Here is a 17799-nt window from a genome sequence, read left to right as displayed (position 1 = left end):
CGCCGCGCGTCAGTGCGTGCGCTCTTCGAGCCGTGCCGCGAGAAAGCGGTGATCGGCCGAGAACAGCCGGCGATAGGTCATCAGCACCGCGCCGACGGTGCCGAGCGCGGAGGCCGCCGCGATCAGGAACATGATCACGATCTGGTAGCGTACGGCCTGCAGCGGCGACTGGCCGGCCAGCACCTGGCCCGTCATCATGCCCGGCAGGCTCACGACGCCGACCACCGCCATCTGGTTCAGCGTCGGCAGCATGCCGGCGCGCACGGCCTGGCGCGCGGCGTCCTGCGCGGCTTCCCAGCGCGTCGCGCCCAGCGCGAGGGCGGTCTCGACGCGATCGCGGCGCGCCGTGAGTTCTTCCATCATCCGCTCGACGCCGAGCGACACGCCCGTCAGCGTATTGCCGAGAATCATCCCGAGGATCGGAATCGCGTATTGCGGCGCGAACCACGGATGGATGCGGATCACGACGAACAGCCCGACCGCCGCGACGAACCAGCTGCTGAACCAGATCGACGCGATGCTGTCGATGCGCTGGCCGCGGTACGTGCGCTTGCCGCGTCCCGCGCCGGCGAAACCGGCGATCAGTGTCATCAGCGCGGTGAGCGGCAGCACGACGTACCAGTGCGGATGGCCGAACACCCAGCCGAGCACGTAGCCGATCGCGAGCAACTGCACGACGGTGCGTACCGCCGCGAGCGCGAGCTTGCGGCCGAGGCCGAGCGACAGCGCCGCCGAGATCGCGCCGTTGACGGCGACGAGCGCGGCGGCGATGCCAACGTCGACGAGGCTCAAGTCCTGCAGTGCCGGGCTCATTGCGCAGCCTCCGTCGGGGCGGCCGCGTGCAGCACGCCGGCCTGCATCACGAGCCGCATCGTGCCGATCCGCGCGGCCTGGGCCGGATCGTGCGAGATCCACATGTAGGCGCGGGCATCGGGCGCCGCGTCGAACCACGCACCGACGAGCGCTTCGATCGCGCGCGCCGATTCGGGATCGAGCGCGGAGGTCGGCTCGTCGAGCAGCAGCACGTCCGGATCGAGCTGCAGCACGCGCAGCAGCGCGGTAATCTGCGCTTCGCCGCCGGACAGATCGCTCGCGCGCTTGTCGAGAAAATCGGCGCCGCGGCCGGCCTGCGCGGCGAGCGCTTCGGCGCGGGCGCGATCGAACGCCACGTCGCGATAGATCGCGAGCGAGTACGGGTAGCGCAATTGCGATTCGACGCTGCCGTCCATCTGCGCGGGGCGCTGGCGGACATAGGCGATGCTGCGCCGGTAGCGCGGAATCGCGCTGCGCCGGATCCGGCGGCCGCGCCACAGGAGGTGGCCGCCGTCGAGCGGATCGAGCAGCGCGAGCGCGCGCAGCAGCACGCTCTTGCCCGACCCGGATGGTCCGGTGATAGCAATTCGCGATCCCGCGGCGAGGCTGAAATCGGTCGGGGCGAGCAGCGTCTTGCCGCTGCTGGCGTCGCGCCGCGTGATGTGCTGTGCGTCGATGAGGCCGGTGGGCGAGGTCATGTCAAAAGTGAAAAAAAGCGTTAATGGCGCCGAAAGGCCGCCATCTCGTGCGCCATAATACCGATTGAAAAGCCGCAGTTGTCGTGCGCCGTTCGTCCACGCAAGCGGCCCGGCATGGTGCGGCAACGCTTCAGAACAACAACGGAACCGCCATGACGCTAACCCGAGCCATCGGCAAATCGGCTGCATGGATCGTCGGTATCGTCGCGGTGCTCATCGCGGCGGCCGGCATCTTTATCTTCACGTTCGACTGGAACCGCGCGAAACCGTGGGTCAACGAACAGGTGAGTACCGCGCTCGGTCGCCCGTTTGCGATCAACGGCGATCTCAAGGTCGGCTGGCGTCGTCCCGAGGGCGAGACCGGCTGGCGTGCATGGGTACCCTGGCCGAGCTTCTCGGCCACGCAACTCGAGATCGGCAATCCCGACTGGGCGCAGGCGCCCAAGTTCGTCACGCTCGATGCCGCGCACTTCGATCTCGCGCTCCTGCCGCTGCTGGCGCATGAAATCGTCATCCCTTCGATCGACGTCGTCAATCCTGCCGTCGATCTCGAGCGGCGCGCGGACGGCAGCAATACGTGGACCTTCCAGTTCAAGCAATCGTCGCAGCCTTCGCGGTGGAAGGTGCGGCTCGACAGCTTCGGGTTCGCGAAAGGCACCGTCACGTACCGCGACGCCATCACGAAAGCCGACCTGACCGTCGCGATCGATACGCTCGGCCAGCCGATTCCGCTCGGCGACGTGTTGAAGGAACAGGAGCAGACGTCGCGTGCGGCGTCGGCGCAGCGCGTCGGCAAGCACGGCGCCGCGCAACTGGGCGCGAAGGCCGATGCGCAAGCCGCGTCGGGGGCATCGGGGGCGAGTGCGGCTGCGGCTTCGGGTGCGCCGGCGGCGAGTGCCGTTGCGGCGGGGGCTTCCGCATCGTCGGGTTCGTCCGCTTCTTCCGCGTCGGCGGCCGCTGCCGCGTCCGGCGCGAGCGGAGCCGCGGCGCCCGCGAAGCCGTCCGGCCCGACCTATGCGTTCGGGCTGAAGGTCGACGGCCGCTACAAGAACGTGCCGGTCAGCGGCACCGGAAAGGTCGGCGGCGTGCTCGCGATCCAGGACACGACGCGGCCGTTCCCGCTGCAGGCCGACGTGAAGGCCGGCGATACGCGGCTCGCGATCGTCGGCACGCTGACCGACCCGAGGCATCTCGCGGCGCTCGACCTGCGACTGTGGCTGCAGGGCACGTCGATGTCGCACCTTTACCAGCTCACCGGCATCACGCTGCCCGATACGCCGCCTTACGCGACCGAAGGGCGCCTGATCGGCAACTTCAGGCAGAACGCGAGCACGTTCCGCTACGAGAACTTCAACGGCCGCGTCGGCGGCAGCGATCTCCACGGCACGCTCACCTGGGCGCAGCGCGTGCCGCGTCCGAAGCTGTCGGGCGAGCTCGTGTCGAACCTGCTGCAATTCTCTGACCTCGCGCCGGTGATCGGCGCCGACTCGGCCGCGAGCAAGAAGAAGCGCGGCGACACGACGCGCCAGCCGCCGGACCGCGTGCTGCCGGTCGCGGCGTTCCGCACCGAACGGTGGAGCGCGATCGATGCGGACGTGAAGTTCACCGGCCGCAAGCTGATCAAGAGCCCGCAGTTGCCGATCACCGACCTGTACACGCATATCCTGCTGCAGGACGGCGTGCTGACGCTCGAGCCGCTGCAGTTCGGCGTCGCGGGCGGCACGCTCGCGACGAATGCGCATCTCGACGGCAGCCGCACGCCGCTCAAGGGCCGCTTCACGCTGGCCGCGCGGCATCTGAAGCTCAAGCAGCTGTTCCCGACGCAGAAGGTGATGCAGACGGCCCTCGGCGAAATCAACGGCGATGCGTCGCTGTCGGCGACGGGCAATTCGCCGGCCGCGCTCGCGGCGACGTCGACCGGCGAAGTGAAGGCGCTGATCACCAACGGCCGCATCAGCCGCTTGCTGATGGAGGCTGCGGGGTTGAACGTCGCGAACGTCGTCTACGAGAAGCTGTTCGGCAACCGCGACGTCAACATCAACTGCGCGGCGATCGACTTCGTGGCGACCGACGGCATGCTCGACCCGAAGGTGTTCGCGCTCGATACCGACGATGCGCTGATCAACGTCGACGGCCCGATCAACCTGCGCGACGAATCAATCGACCTGAAGATCCATCCGCACACGAAGGGCTTCCGGATCTTCTCGCTGCGCTCGCCGTTGTATGCGAAGGGCACGTTCAAGAACCCGAAGGTCGGCGTCGATGCGGGCGCGCTCGCGCTGCGCGCCGGCGCGATGGTCGGACTCGGGCTGATCAACCCGTTCGCGGCGCTGATCCCGCTGATCGCGCCGAGCAACAACCGCGACGTGCCGTGCTCCGAACTGTTCGGCCAGCTGAAGGCCAAGGCGGCGCAGAAGGGGGCGGCGAAGGCCGGCAAGTGACGCGCAATTGCGGGAGCGGCATGCGCCACCGTGCGGCCTCGGCGTCGTTGCCGCGCCCCGCTGAGCGCCGGCCGCGCTGCGCTGCCGGCGCGCTCAGCGGCGCGCGCGTGCCCAGACGATCACCGGTTCGACCTCCCGGCCGGCGATCCGCACCGGTTCTGCGGTGCCGAGCTGCAGCCGGTCGCCGTCCAGGCTGACGACACGCTGCTGGACGTTGCCGATCCAGTTCGGATACAGGCTGACGTCCATTTCATGGGTCAACGTGCCGTCGTCGTCGACGTTGAAGGGGCCTGAATACGCGATGTAGCCGTGCGCCGCGGCCGCGCGCTCCTCGACGCTGCCGCCCTGCAGGTCGCCGTCCGCGTAGGGCGGGCGGCCGGCCGCCATCAGCTGCGCGGACATGTAGCCGTCGGGCGTGTAGAGGATCCAGCCGCGCGCGTCGCGGCCGAGCGGATAGGTGACGGTGCTGCCGTCGCGCGGGCGGATTTCGTACGACACGAGGCGCCATGCGCCGACGAGTTGTTCGCGAAGCTGGCTGGCGAGCATGCGGGGCTCCGGTGAGACGGCGGTGACGCGCGTGCCGTCATGTTGACGGGCCGCCCGGCGGCGGGCGTGAGAGCCGCGAATAGGCCGTCGGGGCGGGGCGGTCGGCAGTTTCTCCGACACCTGCTAAAATACACGGTTTTCCGTCGATTTCTCTCTTAACGGGACCTGCCGTGCTTTCTACTGCCAACATCACGATGCAATTCGGGCCGAAGCCCTTGTTCGAGAATATCTCGGTCAAATTCGGCGAGGGCAACCGCTATGGTCTGATCGGCGCGAACGGCTGTGGCAAGTCGACCTTCATGAAGATCCTCGGCGGCGACCTCGAGCCGAGCGCCGGCAACGTCGCGCTGGAGCCGAACGTCCGCCTCGGCAAGCTGCGCCAGGACCAGTTCGCGTACGAAGACGTGCGCGTGCTCGACGTCGTGATGATGGGCCACACCGAGATGTGGGCCGCGATGACCGAGCGTGACGCGATCTACGCGAACCCGGAAGCCACCGACGACGATTACATGCACGCGGCCGAGCTCGAAGGCAAGTTCGCCGAATACGGCGGCTACGACGCCGAAGCGCGCGCGGGTGCGCTGCTGCTCGGCATCGGCATCGAGGAGAAGTTCCACAACGGCACGATGGCCGACGTCGCGCCGGGCTGGAAGCTGCGCGTGCTGCTCGCGCAGGCGCTGTTCTCGAAGCCGGACGTGCTGCTGCTCGACGAACCGACCAACAACCTCGACATCAACTCGATCCGTTGGCTCGAGCAGACGCTCAACGAGTACAACTCGACGATGATCATCATCTCGCACGATCGTCACTTCCTGAACTCGGTGTGCACGCACATGGCCGACATGGACTTCGGCACGCTGAAGGTCTGGCCGGGCAACTACGACGACTACATGCTCGCATCGGCACAGGCGCGCGAGCGCCAGGCTGCGGCGAATACGCGTGCCAAGGAACGCGTGGCCGAACTGCAGGACTTCGTGCGCCGCTTCTCGGCGAACAAGTCGAAGGCGCGCCAGGCCACCAGCCGCGCGAAGCAGATCGACAAGATCAAGATCGAGGAATTCAAGCCGTCGTCGCGCCAGAACCCGTTCATCCGTTTCGAGTTCGACAAGAAGCTGCACAACGTCGCGGTGGTCGCCGAAGAGATCACGAAGAAGTACGAGCGCACGATCTTCCAGAACTTCAACCTGTCGGTGCAGCCGGGCGAGCGCATCGCGATCATCGGCGAGAACGGTGCGGGCAAGACGACGCTGCTGCGTTCGCTGCTCGGCGCGCTGCCGCTCGATCACGGTACGGTGAAGTGGTCCGAGAACGCGAACGTCGGCTACATGCCGCAGGACACGTACGAGGAATTCCCGAACGACATCACGCTGATGGACTGGATCGACCAGTACCGCAAGGACGGCGACGACGAAACGATGGTGCGCGGCACGCTGGGCCGCCTGCTGTTCTCGTCGGACGACATCAGGAAGTCGGTGAAGGTGCTGTCGGGCGGCGAGAAGGGCCGCATGATCTGGGGCAAGCTGATGCTCGGCCGCCACAACGTGCTGCTGATGGACGAGCCGACCAACCACATGGACATGGAATCGATCGAGTCGCTGCAGATCGCGCTCGAGCAGTTCGAAGGCACGCTGATTTTCGTGTCGCACGACCGTGAGTTCGTGAGCGGGCTGGCGAACCGGATCATCGAAGTGAAGACGGACGGGACACTGTTCGACTTCGGCGGGAATTATGAGGAATTCCTGGCGAGTCAGGGGCAGGAGTAAGTACCCTGAGGTTTTCTCCGGTCGTGGGTCCAATTTAGGCATCACCGCGCGGAGCGAACCGCCAGCAGCGCTAAAAGCCCGCATCGACAGCAATGTCGATGCGGGCTTTTTCATTTTCCCGCGGCAAAACCGGCCGCGCCGCGCACTCCAGTTTCCTCTGCTTAATCGACTTCAGGTAAATTACCCACCCAACGCCACCCATCATTCCCCATTTCGTCTCCGGAGCCGCCCTCGATGCAGGACCATCCTCTCCCGCTCGACCTGTCCGGCCTTGCGCCCAGCCTGTACGCGCAAGGCACCGAGGAGGGCATCCTGTCGCGCCTGATGGAGCGGATCGCGCCGACCAACCGTTTCTGCGTCGATATCGGCGCGAGCGACGGCCTGCGCAACAGCAACACCGCGCGGCTGCTGCGCGAACAGGATTGGGCAGGCGTACTCGTCGAAGGCAGCGCATACCGCTTCGGCAAGCTTGCCGCCCATTACGCGGGCGCGGAGCGTGTCCGGCTGCGCCACGATCGCATCCAACCCGATACGGTCGATCAACTGCTCGCCGATGCGAACGTACCGACCGACTTCGACCTGCTGTCGATCGACATCGACGGCAACGACTACTGGGTGTGGCGTGGGCTGCAAGCGTTCCAGCCGCGCATCGTCGTGATCGAATACAACCCGTACTACACGCCGCCCGAGCGTTGGGTCATGTGCTTCAATCCCGACCACGAATGGGACGGCTCGACCTATTACGGCGCGAGCCTCGAATCGCTCGTGCACCTCGGCCGCCAGAAAGGCTATGAACTCGTCTGCTGCGACGACATGGGAAACAACGCGTTTTTCGTGCGGCACGACCTGTACCCGCTGCTCGGCATCGCGAACAACGATCCGTCGGTGTTGTTCCGGCCGGCGATGTACAAGCTGCGCTACGTCGGACACAACACGTTCCTGACCGGTCATCCGTATCGGCATGGGCCGGCCGAGCACATCTGAATGGATGCGCTCGCCGTCACCTTCGACGAGATTCGCGACGCCTACGGGCTCGGTCGCGGCGGGCCGCCGACGCAGGTCAGCGAACGGGTGTGGCATCTGCCGGCCGACGGCGGCGCGGGTGTGGCGGTCAAGCTCTATGCGCTTGAACACCATGCGCGTGCGGTCAAGGAAGCCGCTGTCCTCGCGCATCTGGAAACGCATGGCGATACGCGTTTCCATGTGCAGACGCTCGAGCGCACGACGTCCGGTGCGTCGCTGTGGTCGGGGCAGCATTCGCATGCGATGCTGACGCGCTGGGAAGCCGGGCAATTCAAAACCTACGATACCTTTTCACCAACCGAATGGGACGCGCTCGGCGCGAGCCTGGCCGCGTTGCACCTGAGTCTCGAACGATTGCAACTGCCGTCGCTCGATACGATCCGCGCGCGGCTGACCTCGATCGACGCGGATGCGGTACGCCGCAGTCTGCTGGATGCACTCGATGGAGCCGATGCGAGCGCCGCCGCCTCCACGAACCTGCGCCGCTATGTCGATCTCGCGCTGCGCATGCTCGACCGCTACTATCCGGGCAGCATCGATGCGTTTCCGGCCGACGATCCGCAGCATCCGATCCACAACGACTACAACCAGTTCAACTATCTGTTCACGGGCACGCTGCCGCCGCTGATCGTCGACTGGGAAGCGTCGATCGCCGCGCCACGCGAATATGAACTGGTGCGCTGCCTGAATCATTTGCCGCTGGAAGCGCCGCGCCTCGCGCAAGCGTTCGTGCGTGCGTACCGGCGCGTGCGGCCGGTGAACCCGGCGCACATCGCGTGGGCGGTCGATGCCGCATGCGTGCAGCACGCGCTCAAGCTGTGGATCGTGCAAGGCTGGCTCGACGATCCGTCGCGCTTCGCGTCGCACCTGAACGGCGCGGTGACGATGGCATCCGCGATGGTGGACGCGCGCGGCCGTCTGATCGATTTCTTTTCCCGTTGCGTGGAAACAGGGCACTGATGTGAGTGCGAATCCGAACGAGACCCCGAATCCGTCGCGAGCCGGCGCGCGGCAGCATGTGTTTCCGCCGCCGCTGGATCGCGATTACCGCGTCGAGGACGGGCGCGTCCAGACGCGCTCGCTGGAAGCGCATATCGTCGATCACTGCAACCTGACCTGCGCGGAATGCTGCTCGCTGTCGCCGCTGTTGCCGGAGTGGTACGCGAGCCCCGAATCGATCGAAGCCGATCTGCGCAAGGCGGCGAAGGTGTTGCGTCCGCGCATGTTCAAGCTGGTCGGCGGCGAACCGTTGCTGCATCCGGCGCTCGTCGAACTCGTCCAACGCGTGCGCGGCACCGGCATCGCGCCCGTGATCTCGGTCACGACGAACGGGCTGAAGCTCGGCGAGATGCCCGACGCGTTCTGGCAAGCAGTGGATGCACTGACGATCTCGCGCTATCCGAAGCCCGCGCTTTCCGCCGACCTGATCACGCATGTCGAGCGTCAGGCCGCGCGCTTCGACGTACGGCTGAACTGGAAGGTCCAGGACGTATTCACGACGATGAACCGTGCGCAGCCCGGCACGGATCGCGATGAAGCCCGGCGCCTGTATCACGATTGCTGGATCCGCGAGCGCTGCCATATGATTCGCGACGGCATGTTCTACACGTGCACGCGCCCCGCGCATTTCCATACGCTGTACAAGGGCGAGAAGGATTTTCAGGCCGACGGCCTGGCGTTGCGCGACGACGCGGGCATGCTCGACGCGATGCTCGCCTATCTGCAACGCGAGACGCCGCTCGAAGCCTGCCTGCATTGCCAGGGCGGCAGCGCGCCGGTGGCGCCGCATCGCATCCTGAAACGCATTGAAGTGAATACCTTGAAGGCTCGTTATCCATGATCGTCGGCACGCGCGACCCGTTCGGTTTCGATCGTCTGCACTACCATCCGCGCAGCGGCGTGTCGGCGTCCGGCATCCGCGCGGTATTGCGGGCGTCGGGGCAACCGGCCGGCGCGCCGGACACGGCCGCCATCGCGGGCTACCTGAGCGGCGGGCGCCTCATCGGCCGCACCGTGCTGTGCGACGTGCTCGCGGTGCCGCCCGGCCACGCACTGATCCGATCGCCGGAAGGGCTGACGGTGCAGGGGGCGCCCGAGCGGCCGCAGCAGGCCGATCTCGACGCCGTGCTGCGCGCGTCGCTGCAACGCGCGCTCGACAGCGGCAAGCGCGTCGCGCTGGCGCTGAGCGGCGGGCTCGATTCGGCGCTGCTGCTCGCGTTGCTGCGCGAACTCGGCGCATTGCGGCACGTGACGGCCTACGTCCTCGCGACCGACATGCCCGATTACTGCGAACGCGACGCGGCGCTCGAACTCGCCGCGCAGATGCAGGCGAACGTGAAGATCGTGCGCGCGAACGAGGCCGATTTCATCGCGGCGCTGCCGAGGACGACCCACGCGGTCGAGGAGCCGATGTTCAACCTGCATCCGGTCGCGAAGCTGCTGCTGGCCGACGCGATGGCGGCGGACGGCGTCGAGGTGGCGATTACCGGCGACGGCGCGGACCAGGTGTTGCGCCGCGACCGGTCGGCCAACTATCTGCCGCTGTGCCACGCGTTGTTCGACGCCGCGTCGGTCGATCTGCATCCGCCGTTCGTCGACGCCGCCGTCGTCGCGCATCTGACGAGCATGGCGCCCGACCCGAACAAGCAGTGCCTGCGCGAGCTCGGGGCGCGCCTGAACCTGCCGGAGCGTCTCGTGCACGGCCCGAAGCGCGGGCGGCTCGCGCCGGCGATGGATCTCGCGACGCTGCTCGATCGCGACCGCACGCATGCGCTGGCCGACGCGCTCGGCCTTGCCGCGCCCGCTTTGCAGACGGATACCGAACGCGTGCTGTGGACGACGCTGACACTGATCCTCGATCATCTCGATCGCCTTCATCCCGATGCCGCGCATCGCCCGGTCTGAGCCGCTCATGAGACGCATCCTGTTCTGCGTGGTGCCCGAGAAGGGCCACGTCAATCCGTGCATCGGCCCGGCCCAGCACCTGCGCGCGACCGGCTGCGACGTCGCGTTCTATGCGCCGGCCGACATCAGCGCACAGCTCGACGGCGCCGGCGACTTCGCGTTCGTCGGGCCGCGCGAGACGCCCGAGCGCCACGATCTGTCGCGCGGTGCGAGCTTCGCCGCGAACATTCGCGACGCCGACTGGCTGCGGCACTGGATCCGCACGTTGCTGATCGACCTCGCGCCCGCACAGGTGGATGGCATCCGCGCGGTGCTGCGCGAATGGCAGCCCGACGTGGTCGTGATCGACCCGCTGCTGTATGCGGCGGCGATTGCGGCCGAGCTGGAAGGGCTGCCGTGGGTGTCGATGTCGAATTCGCTGAATCCGGTGCTGCCGGACGATCTCGATTCGGAACTGCTGCGCACGGTGCGCTGGCTCGAACCGGAACGCACGCGCCTGTTCGCGCGCTACGGCCTCGACGCACGCTTTCGCGGTTGCGACATCCTGTCGCCGCATCTGACGCTCGCGTTCACGACCGACGCGCTGGTCGGCGCGCCGCCGCGCGGTGTAGAGCTGGTCGGCCCTGCGATGCCGTCGGGCCCGCGCGGCGACGAGACGGCATTTCCATGGGAGCGCCTGGACGCGGATCGTCCGCTCGTCTACATGTCGCTCGGCAGCCAGCTTTACTACCACCCCGAGGTGTTCGCGAAGGTCATCGACGCGACGGGTGCGACGTCCGCGCAACTGGTGCTGTCGGTCGGCGAACTGGTCGATTCGGATCTGCTGCCGGCCGACGACGAACGCGTGATCGCCGTGCGTTACGTGCCGCAACTGGCGCTGCTGCGGCGCACGCGCGCGTTCGTCAGCCACGGCGGCGCGAATTCGGTGATGGAGTCGCTGGCGTGTGGCGTGCCGATGCTGCTGTCGCCGTTCTGCAACGACCAGTTTCATTCGGCGCACTTCGTCGAGCGGGCCGGCGCGGGCTGCGTGCTCGATCTGCAGCAGGCCGGCGTCGCGGCCATTACCGATGCGCTCGAACGCTTGCTGCGTCCCGGATCGCTACGCGAGCAGGCGGCGCGGATCCGCGACAGCTATGCCGCGTGCGACGGCTCCGCGCAAGCCGCCCGCCTGATCAGCGCACTCGCTTCAGGAAGCCGCCTGGCGACAGCGTCATGAGTACGCGGTCCTCGATGTCGTGGTCGATGTCGAACCGGTCGTCGCGGGCGAGAAATTCGCGTGTGGCCGTGGCCGGATTGTTGCCGCGGCCGTACGGCTTGCCGTCGAACATCGACTCGGGCAGGTACTCCATGATGGTGTCCATAACGATCGCGTAGCTGCCGGGCGTCACGAACGGCGCATAGCATTCGAGTTCGCGCAGCACGTGCGCGTGCGTATGCGTGAGATCGAGGATCGCCATCACGCGCGCGCCGTCGTGGATCTGCGCACGCACCGAGGCGAGCGTATCGGCCGCGCACGATTCGCCTTCGATCAGCACCATGCGATGGGCGAGCCGGTGCGAGTGCAGGCGCTGGCGGACCTCGTCGCGCAAGCGCGGTTCGATCGCGACGACGCGGCCCTCGTTGCCCGCCAGTTCCAGCATCGACGCGGTGAACGCCACGCCGCCGCCCGCCGCGATGCCGGTCTGCACGATGCAGTCGGGGCGCTCGCGCCAGATCAGTTCCTGGAGCGCGAGCATGTCGCCGGGCAGATGGAAGAAGCGCTCGCCGAGCCAGCGGGTCTGGAACAGATGGCCGAATTCGGCGGCGCGCGTCAGCCATTCGATGTTGATGTCCCGCATGCGGGCCGAAGGACGCTCTGACATGGTCAATGCAACGAGTAGGAGTGACGTGAAAACGCTGGAACCGTGGCTTCGCCGGTACTGGGACATCGGCCCGGCGCGCCTGCAGGCGCTGGCGTCGGGCCATACTAACAAAACCTATCTCGTCGAGTGCGATGCGGGGCGGACGGTGCTGCGCGTGTCGTGGGCCGGCAAGCCGGTCGAGCAGATGCGGTGCGAGGCGTCGATACTCGGTCATCTTGGCCATCGCGTCGACGTGCGCGCCGCGCCGCGGCTGCCCGCGCTGCCGCGACTGCGGCCGACCGTCGATGCACAAACCGGCGTGCAGACGCCTGACGGAGGCTGGCTGCATCTGTTCGAGCATATCGACGGCCGTCCCGGTCTGCCGGACGACCCGCACGCGGGGGCGATCGATGCGATGCGCACGCTCGCGCATCTGCATACGGCGCTGGCCGCGATACCTGCGAGCGAAGCGGCGCCGCTCGCGTGGCTGTCCGCACGTCATGCACGCGTGGCGGCGCGCGCGATGCCGTCGCTGCCGGCCGACTTGCACGACGACTACGACACGGTGATCCGGCGGATCGGCGCACATCTCGATGCGGCGTCGTCGTGGCTCACGGGGCTCGTGCATTGGCTGCACGGCGACTATCACGCGGGCAACCTGCTGTATGTCGGCAACGCGGTGAACGGCGTGCTCGATTTCGACGATGTGGGGCAGGGGGCGCAATGGCTCGAGGCGGCCTTTGCGTCGTTCGCGCTATCGCGCGATGCGGACCGGGACGACCGCTTCGTGTTCGACCGCGGGCGATGGGCGGCCTGCCTGCACGCTTATACCGCGACGCGGCCGGATACGGCGCCCGATTGGCTGCGCGACAACCACGACACGCTGATGATGCTGTTCTGCGCGGACCAGACGTTGATCCATCTCGAGGCCGCGCAGCGTGGCCTGTGGATGCCGGGGCCCGGTATCGGATTCCTCGGCGGCTGGCGCCAGTTGCTGAACGGCGCGGCGCCCGCGGGCTAGCCGGCCGTCGCGTCAGCGTTGCCGGTTCAGGAACAGCCGCACGGCTTCGACCGTGTCGGGCCGCGCGTCGCCGTGCCGCGATCCGTCGTGCAGGCAGAACAGCACGTCGCGATGCTGCGCCATGCATGCGTCGACATGCGCGCACATCGCGTCGAACAGCGCCTGCGGCGATGGCGCCGGCCGCTGCCAGTCGTCCAGTATCGCGGTCCAGCCCGTGTGATCGCGTTGCAGGCGCGCGAGCACGGCGGCGCGATCGTCGTGCGGCATCAACCCATACGGCAGCCGCAGCGGGATCGCGTCCGGCGCGGCCACGCCGGCGCGGCGATAGACGTCCCGAATCAGCGCATCGGTCGTGTCGATTTCGTCGATCAGTGCGGCATCCGCGAGCGCGCCGGGCTTCGCATGCGAATAGGTGTGATTGCCGAGCCGGTGGCCTTCGCGCGCGATTCGCGTCGCGACGTCGCGCGCGCCCGGCAGGTGCTTGCCGAGCACGAAGAAGGTCGCCGCGCACGACGCATCGCGCAGCACGTCGAGCAGCGCGGGCGTCGAGGGGCCGGGGCCGTCGTCGAAACTGAGGTGAATGGATGTCATGGGGCGCCCGGGCCGTTCACTGAACCGGCTCGATGGCGAGCGGACACGTGCCGGCCGGACGCAGCCGGGTGCCGGTCCATTCGTAGAAGAATCGGGCCGCTTTCGCGTTGCCGCCGCCGCAATCGTCGTTGAAGCAGCCGGCGACGATCAGCAGCCTGCTGCCGGCACGGAAGCCGACGCGCTCGTCGTCGTTGCCCATCACGCCCGAGACGGCCTTCACGCCGGGCATCGTGTACGTCGCGCCCGTGTCCTTGTCGACGATCGCGAAATTTCGGCAATCCGTTCCGCAACCCCAGATAGCGACGCGGTAGTGACCGGCAAAGTTGGCCGGTTGCGCGAACGCGTCGCGAATGACGGTGCGGTACAGGCGCGCTTCGTTGCGGGTGAGCCGAGGCGCGGCAGCCGGTGTGCGCGGCGCGCGGACGGCGGCGGCCGGCGCCGGATAACGGTCGAACGCGGGCGATGCACAGGCCGCGGCCGCCGTGGCTGCGAGCGCCGCACCGGCGGCGCCGGCCGTCAGCGCGGCCGATGCGCCGGCGATCAGCAGAGGTCGATGGGCGAGCGCCACGCGAGTGTCCTTCATGTTCGAGATTGAGGTCGGGCCGCAGCGGCCGAACGGCCGGCGACGGCGATTCTATGACGCTTCGCGCGTGTCGGCGCCGGGGGAGCGCGCATGCACCGTACCCCGGCAATCGTCACGGCCGTCACGGCTATCACGGCGAAAAGGGCGTCGCGTCGGCCGATGCGGCGACCCGCGCACCGGCGGCGCCGGTGCCGCTCAATCGGCCAGCCGCTTGTCGGCGAGCGCCTTGCAGCAGTCTTCGTATACCCACTGCACGAGTTTGGCCCGATAGTCGAGATCGTCGGTATCGACGATTTCCTCGACCGCGTCGCGCGCCCACGACGCGTCGACGAAGCCCGCATGCCGCTTCGCGATGTCCTGCGCGAGCGCCGCGAGCCGGGCGACCGAGAGCCAGTCGGCCTGGCGGTGATGACGGTCGAGCCACCGGTGCGCGGCCTGGACCTGGAACGCGGCGTCCGGCCAGGATTCGTTCAGGTAAAACGCGCCGAGGTTGCCGCAGGTGAGCCAGCAAAGCAGCTCCAGGCGGTCTTGCGAGCCGAGGGTATGGGATGCGTCGGACATGGCAGCGCTCACGAAGTGCGTCGATTCCGGGCGGCGCCGGCCGCGACGGGCCGATGCCGATATTAAAAACATAGCACGATGCGGGCCCGGCCGCGCACCCGGGCGGATGCTGACGTGACGGCGGCCCGAAGCGTGCGGCGCCGGCCGTGCGCGGCGCGACGGCGCGCCGGTCCTTTCGGATGGCTGTCATTCGTCACACCAGCCGCCGAAACGCTCGCTAGAATGTCGGCTTCCCTGGAGGCGGAAACGATGAAAATCTACGACCAGTTCTACATCGACGGCGCATGGCGCAAACCGGCCGGCGCCGGCACGATCGACGTGATCGATTCGGGCACCGAAGCCGTGATCGGCCGGATTCCCGAGGGCGTCGCATCCGACGCGCAGGACGCGATCCGCGCGGCGCGCGCGGCCTTCGACGCGTGGGCGGCCACGCCGGCCGCGACGCGCGCGGGCTACCTGCGCAAGATCGTCGAGCGTCTGCAGGCGCGCAGCGAGGAACTCGCGCAGTCGATCACCGGGGAGGTCGGCATGCCGATCAAGCTGTCGCGCGCGATCCAGGTCGGCGGGCCGGTCTATAACTGGAAGGCGTACGCGAAGCTCGCCGAATCGTTCGAATTCGAGGCGCGGGTCGGCAATTCGCTCGTGGTGCGCGAGCCGGTCGGCGTCGTCGCGGCGATCACGCCGTGGAACTACCCGCTCAACCAGATCACGCTGAAGGTCGCGCCGGCGCTCGCGGCCGGCTGCACGGTGGTGCTGAAGCCGTCGGAAGTCGCGCCGCTCAACGCGTTCATGCTCGCCGAAGCGATCCACGAGGCCGGGCTGCCGGCCGGCGTGTTCAATCTCGTGTGCGGGTATGGCCCGGTCGTCGGCGAGGTGCTGGCCACCGATCCGGACGTCGACATGGTGTCGTTCACCGGCTCGACGCGCGCGGGCAAGCGCGTGGCCGAGCTGGCGGCCGCGGGCGTCAAGCGCGTCGCGCTGGAGCTGGGCGGCAAGTCGGCGTCGGTGATCCTCGACGACGCCGATTTCGCGACGGCGGTGAAGGGCACGGTCAACGCGTGCTATCTGAACGCGGGCCAGACCTGCTCCGCGCATACACGGATGCTGGTGCCGGAAGCCCGCTACGACGAAGCGCGCGAGATCGCGAAGGCCGCGGCCGAAACGTACGTCGCGGGCGACCCGCGGCAGGAGACGACGCGTCTCGGCGCGCTGGCGTCGGCCGCGCAGCAGCAGCGCGTGCAGGCGTACATCCAGCGCGGGATCGACGAAGGGGCGGAACTCGTGACGGGCGGCACCGGGTTGCCGGCAGGGCTCGAGAAGGGCTTCTTCGTGAAGCCGACCGTGTTCGGCCGCGTCGATCCGAAAGCGACGATCGCGCAGGAGGAGATCTTCGGGCCGGTGCTGTCGATCATCACGTATCGCGACGAAGAGGAGGCCGTGCGGATCGCGAACGATTCGCCGTACGGGCTCGGCGGCGCGGTGTGGGCCGGCAGCGACGAACGCGCGATGCGCGTCGCGCGCCGCATCCGCACGGGGCAGGTCGACATCAACGGCGGCGCGTGGAACGGCGCCGCGCCGTTCGGCGGCTTCAAGCAGTCGGGGTACGGCCGCGAGAACGGCGTGTACGGGCTCGAGGAATACCTCGAATACAAATCGATGCAGCTGAAGCCCGCGAAGCCGGCCTGAGCGTTTTCTCCCGTATGACCGCGCAACGGCACGCTCGCGTGCCGTTTTTTGTTGACGGCCGTCAAGGTGCGCGGCGGTGGATCGTCGATCATCGCGATTCCGATGTTCCGACGAGGTTTCAGATGACCGTACGCACTTCCTTTCCGCCGCTGACGATCCGCGGCCGCACCTTGCTGCCCGTCGTGCAGGGCGGCATGGGCGTCGGCATCTCCGCGCACCGGCTGGCGGGCAGCGTCGCACGCGAAGGCGCGGTCGGCACGATCGCGAGCATCGACCTGCGCCACCATCATGCGGATCTGCTCGCGCGTTGCCGCGCGCAACCCGATCGCGCGACGCTCGAAGCGGCGAACCTCGACGCGCTCGCGCGCGAGATCCGTCTCGCGAAGACGTACAGCGAAGGGCGCGGGATGATCGCGGTCAACGTGATGAAGGCGGTGAGCGCGCATGCGGACTACGTGCGGGTCGCGTGCGACGAGGGCGCGGACGCGATCGTGATGGGCGCGGGCCTGCCGCTCGATCTGCCCGATCTCACGCAAGGGCACGATATCGCGCTGATCCCGATCCTGTCGGACAGCCGCGGGATCGCGCTGGTGCTGAAGAAGTGGATGAAGAAGGGGCGCCTGCCCGATGCGATCGTGATCGAGCATCCGGCGCACGCAGGCGGCCACCTCGGCGTCACGCAGATCGACGACATGCACGACGGTCGTTTCGATTTCGCGCGCGTGCTCGACGAGACCGCGCAGGTCATGGCGTCGCTCGGCCTCGCCCGCGACGCGATCCCGTTGATCGTGGCCGGCGGGATCAACAGTCACGACACGGTGCGCGCGGCGTTCGCGGCCGGCGCGAACGGCGTGCAGGTCGGGACGCCGTTCGCGGTGACCGAGGAAGGCGATGCGCATCCGCATTTCAAGCGCGTGCTCGCCGATGCGACGCCCGACGACATCGTCGAATTCGTCAGCGTGACGGGGCTGCCGGCACGCGCGGTGAAGACCCCGTGGCTCGATCGTTACCTGCGCAACGAGACGCGCATTCGCAACAAGCTCGGCGCATTCAAGCAGCGTTGCCCGACCGCGCTCGAATGCCTGAGCGTATGCGGGCTGCGCGACGGCATCGAGAAGTTCGGCCACTTCTGTATCGACACGCGGCTCGCGGCCGCGTTGCGCGGCGACGTCGCGAACGGGCTGTTCTTCCGCGGCCGCGAAGCGTTGCCGTTCGGCCGCGCGATCCGCAACGTGCGCGATCTGCTCGACCTGCTGCTGACCGGCAGTGCGACGGAGCCTGCGGCAAACCGTCCCACGTTTACGCTGGCTTGACCAATATCAAGATGA

17 protein-coding genes are annotated in these 17799 nt (G+C 67.9%); 10 read left to right on the top strand and 7 right to left on the bottom strand.

Features of this window, described 5'->3' with window-relative positions; genetic code table 11:
* Window positions 1-9: 9 nt before the first annotated feature.
* Window positions 10-813, bottom strand: a complete 804-nt coding sequence (gene fetB, locus CFB81_RS08900; RefSeq protein ID WP_089435104.1) for an iron export ABC transporter permease subunit FetB — start codon at window positions 811-813, stop codon at window positions 10-12.
* Window positions 810-1511, bottom strand: coding sequence for an ATP-binding cassette domain-containing protein (locus tag CFB81_RS08895; protein WP_069620817.1), 702 nt, complete (start codon window positions 1509-1511; stop codon window positions 810-812). Before CFB81_RS08895 ends, fetB begins: the two co-directional genes overlap by 4 nt.
* 152 nt (window positions 1512-1663) lie before the next feature.
* Here CFB81_RS08895 and CFB81_RS08890 point away from each other — a divergent pair, with 152 nt between their 5' ends.
* Window positions 1664-3952 (top strand): AsmA family protein, encoded by a 2289-nt coding sequence (locus CFB81_RS08890; protein WP_089435103.1) that lies wholly within the window; start codon window positions 1664-1666, stop codon window positions 3950-3952.
* A gap of 93 nt (window positions 3953-4045) precedes the next feature.
* Here the strand turns inward: CFB81_RS08890 and CFB81_RS08885 are convergent, their stop codons facing one another.
* Window positions 4046-4498 carry a lipocalin-like domain-containing protein gene (locus tag CFB81_RS08885; RefSeq protein ID WP_069620815.1) on the bottom strand — a complete coding sequence of 151 codons (453 nt, stop codon included), beginning with the start codon at window positions 4496-4498 and terminating at the stop codon, window positions 4046-4048.
* 170 nt (window positions 4499-4668) lie between these two features.
* Between CFB81_RS08885 and CFB81_RS08880 the strand changes: the two genes are divergently transcribed.
* The 6 genes from CFB81_RS08880 (at window position 4669) to CFB81_RS08855 (ending at window position 11404) form a co-directional block, all read left to right on the top strand.
* Window positions 4669-6261, top strand: a complete 1593-nt coding sequence (locus CFB81_RS08880) for an ABC-F family ATPase (RefSeq protein WP_069620814.1) — start codon at window positions 4669-4671, stop codon at window positions 6259-6261.
* 234 nt (window positions 6262-6495) lie between these two features.
* Window positions 6496-7245 (top strand): FkbM family methyltransferase, encoded by a 750-nt coding sequence (locus CFB81_RS08875; protein WP_089435102.1) that lies wholly within the window; start codon window positions 6496-6498, stop codon window positions 7243-7245.
* Entirely contained in the window at window positions 7246-8244 is a 999-nt protein-coding gene (locus CFB81_RS08870) for a phosphotransferase enzyme family protein (protein WP_089435101.1), read from the top strand. It begins immediately after the preceding gene.
* A 1-nt stretch (window position 8245) separates the two neighbouring features.
* Complete coding sequence (locus CFB81_RS08865; RefSeq protein WP_089435100.1) at window positions 8246-9124, top strand: 4Fe-4S cluster-binding domain-containing protein; 879 nt, start codon at window positions 8246-8248, stop codon at window positions 9122-9124.
* Window positions 9121-10188, top strand: coding sequence for an asparagine synthase-related protein (locus CFB81_RS08860; protein ID WP_089435099.1), 1068 nt, complete (start codon window positions 9121-9123; stop codon window positions 10186-10188). Before CFB81_RS08865 ends, CFB81_RS08860 begins: the two co-directional genes overlap by 4 nt.
* Before the next feature lie 7 nt (window positions 10189-10195).
* Entirely contained in the window at window positions 10196-11404 is a 1209-nt protein-coding gene (locus tag CFB81_RS08855; protein WP_089435098.1) for a glycosyltransferase, read from the top strand.
* On the opposite strand, the gene CFB81_RS08850 is transcribed toward CFB81_RS08855, so the two are convergent.
* On the bottom strand, window positions 11361-12050 hold the full coding sequence (locus CFB81_RS08850) for a cephalosporin hydroxylase family protein (protein WP_069620809.1): 690 nt from the start codon (window positions 12048-12050) through the stop codon (window positions 11361-11363). The two genes, CFB81_RS08855 and CFB81_RS08850, sit on opposite strands and share 44 nt — an antisense overlap.
* Before the next feature lie 25 nt (window positions 12051-12075).
* Between CFB81_RS08850 and CFB81_RS08845 the strand changes: the two genes are divergently transcribed.
* Window positions 12076-13050, top strand: coding sequence for a phosphotransferase (locus CFB81_RS08845; protein WP_089435097.1), 975 nt, complete (start codon window positions 12076-12078; stop codon window positions 13048-13050).
* 12 nt (window positions 13051-13062) lie between these two features.
* On the opposite strand, the gene CFB81_RS08840 is transcribed toward CFB81_RS08845, so the two are convergent.
* From CFB81_RS08840 to CFB81_RS08830, 3 genes are all read right to left on the bottom strand, one after another.
* Window positions 13063-13641, bottom strand: coding sequence for a polysaccharide deacetylase family protein (locus tag CFB81_RS08840; protein WP_089435096.1), 579 nt, complete (start codon window positions 13639-13641; stop codon window positions 13063-13065).
* A gap of 16 nt (window positions 13642-13657) precedes the next feature.
* Complete coding sequence (locus CFB81_RS08835) at window positions 13658-14209, bottom strand: hypothetical protein (RefSeq protein ID WP_089435359.1); 552 nt, start codon at window positions 14207-14209, stop codon at window positions 13658-13660.
* 210 nt (window positions 14210-14419) lie between these two features.
* Entirely contained in the window at window positions 14420-14785 is a 366-nt protein-coding gene (locus CFB81_RS08830) for a hypothetical protein (RefSeq protein WP_006488152.1), read from the bottom strand.
* A gap of 249 nt (window positions 14786-15034) precedes the next feature.
* On the opposite strand from CFB81_RS08830, the gene CFB81_RS08825 reads away from it, so the two are divergent.
* Window positions 15035-16471 carry an aldehyde dehydrogenase family protein gene (locus CFB81_RS08825; protein WP_089435358.1) on the top strand — a complete coding sequence of 479 codons (1437 nt, stop codon included), beginning with the start codon at window positions 15035-15037 and terminating at the stop codon, window positions 16469-16471.
* Window positions 16472-16593: 122 nt separating this feature from the next.
* Window positions 16594-17784, top strand: a complete 1191-nt coding sequence (locus tag CFB81_RS08820; protein ID WP_089435095.1) for a nitronate monooxygenase family protein — start codon at window positions 16594-16596, stop codon at window positions 17782-17784.
* Window positions 17785-17799: the final 15 nt, after the last annotated feature.

It is taken from the genome of Burkholderia sp. AU28863 (assembly GCF_002223195.1).
Taxonomy (GTDB): Bacteria; Pseudomonadota; Gammaproteobacteria; order Burkholderiales; family Burkholderiaceae; genus Burkholderia; species Burkholderia sola.
The sequence above is the reverse complement of the archived record's forward strand: the minus strand, read 5'-3'. Positions and strand labels throughout refer to the sequence as shown.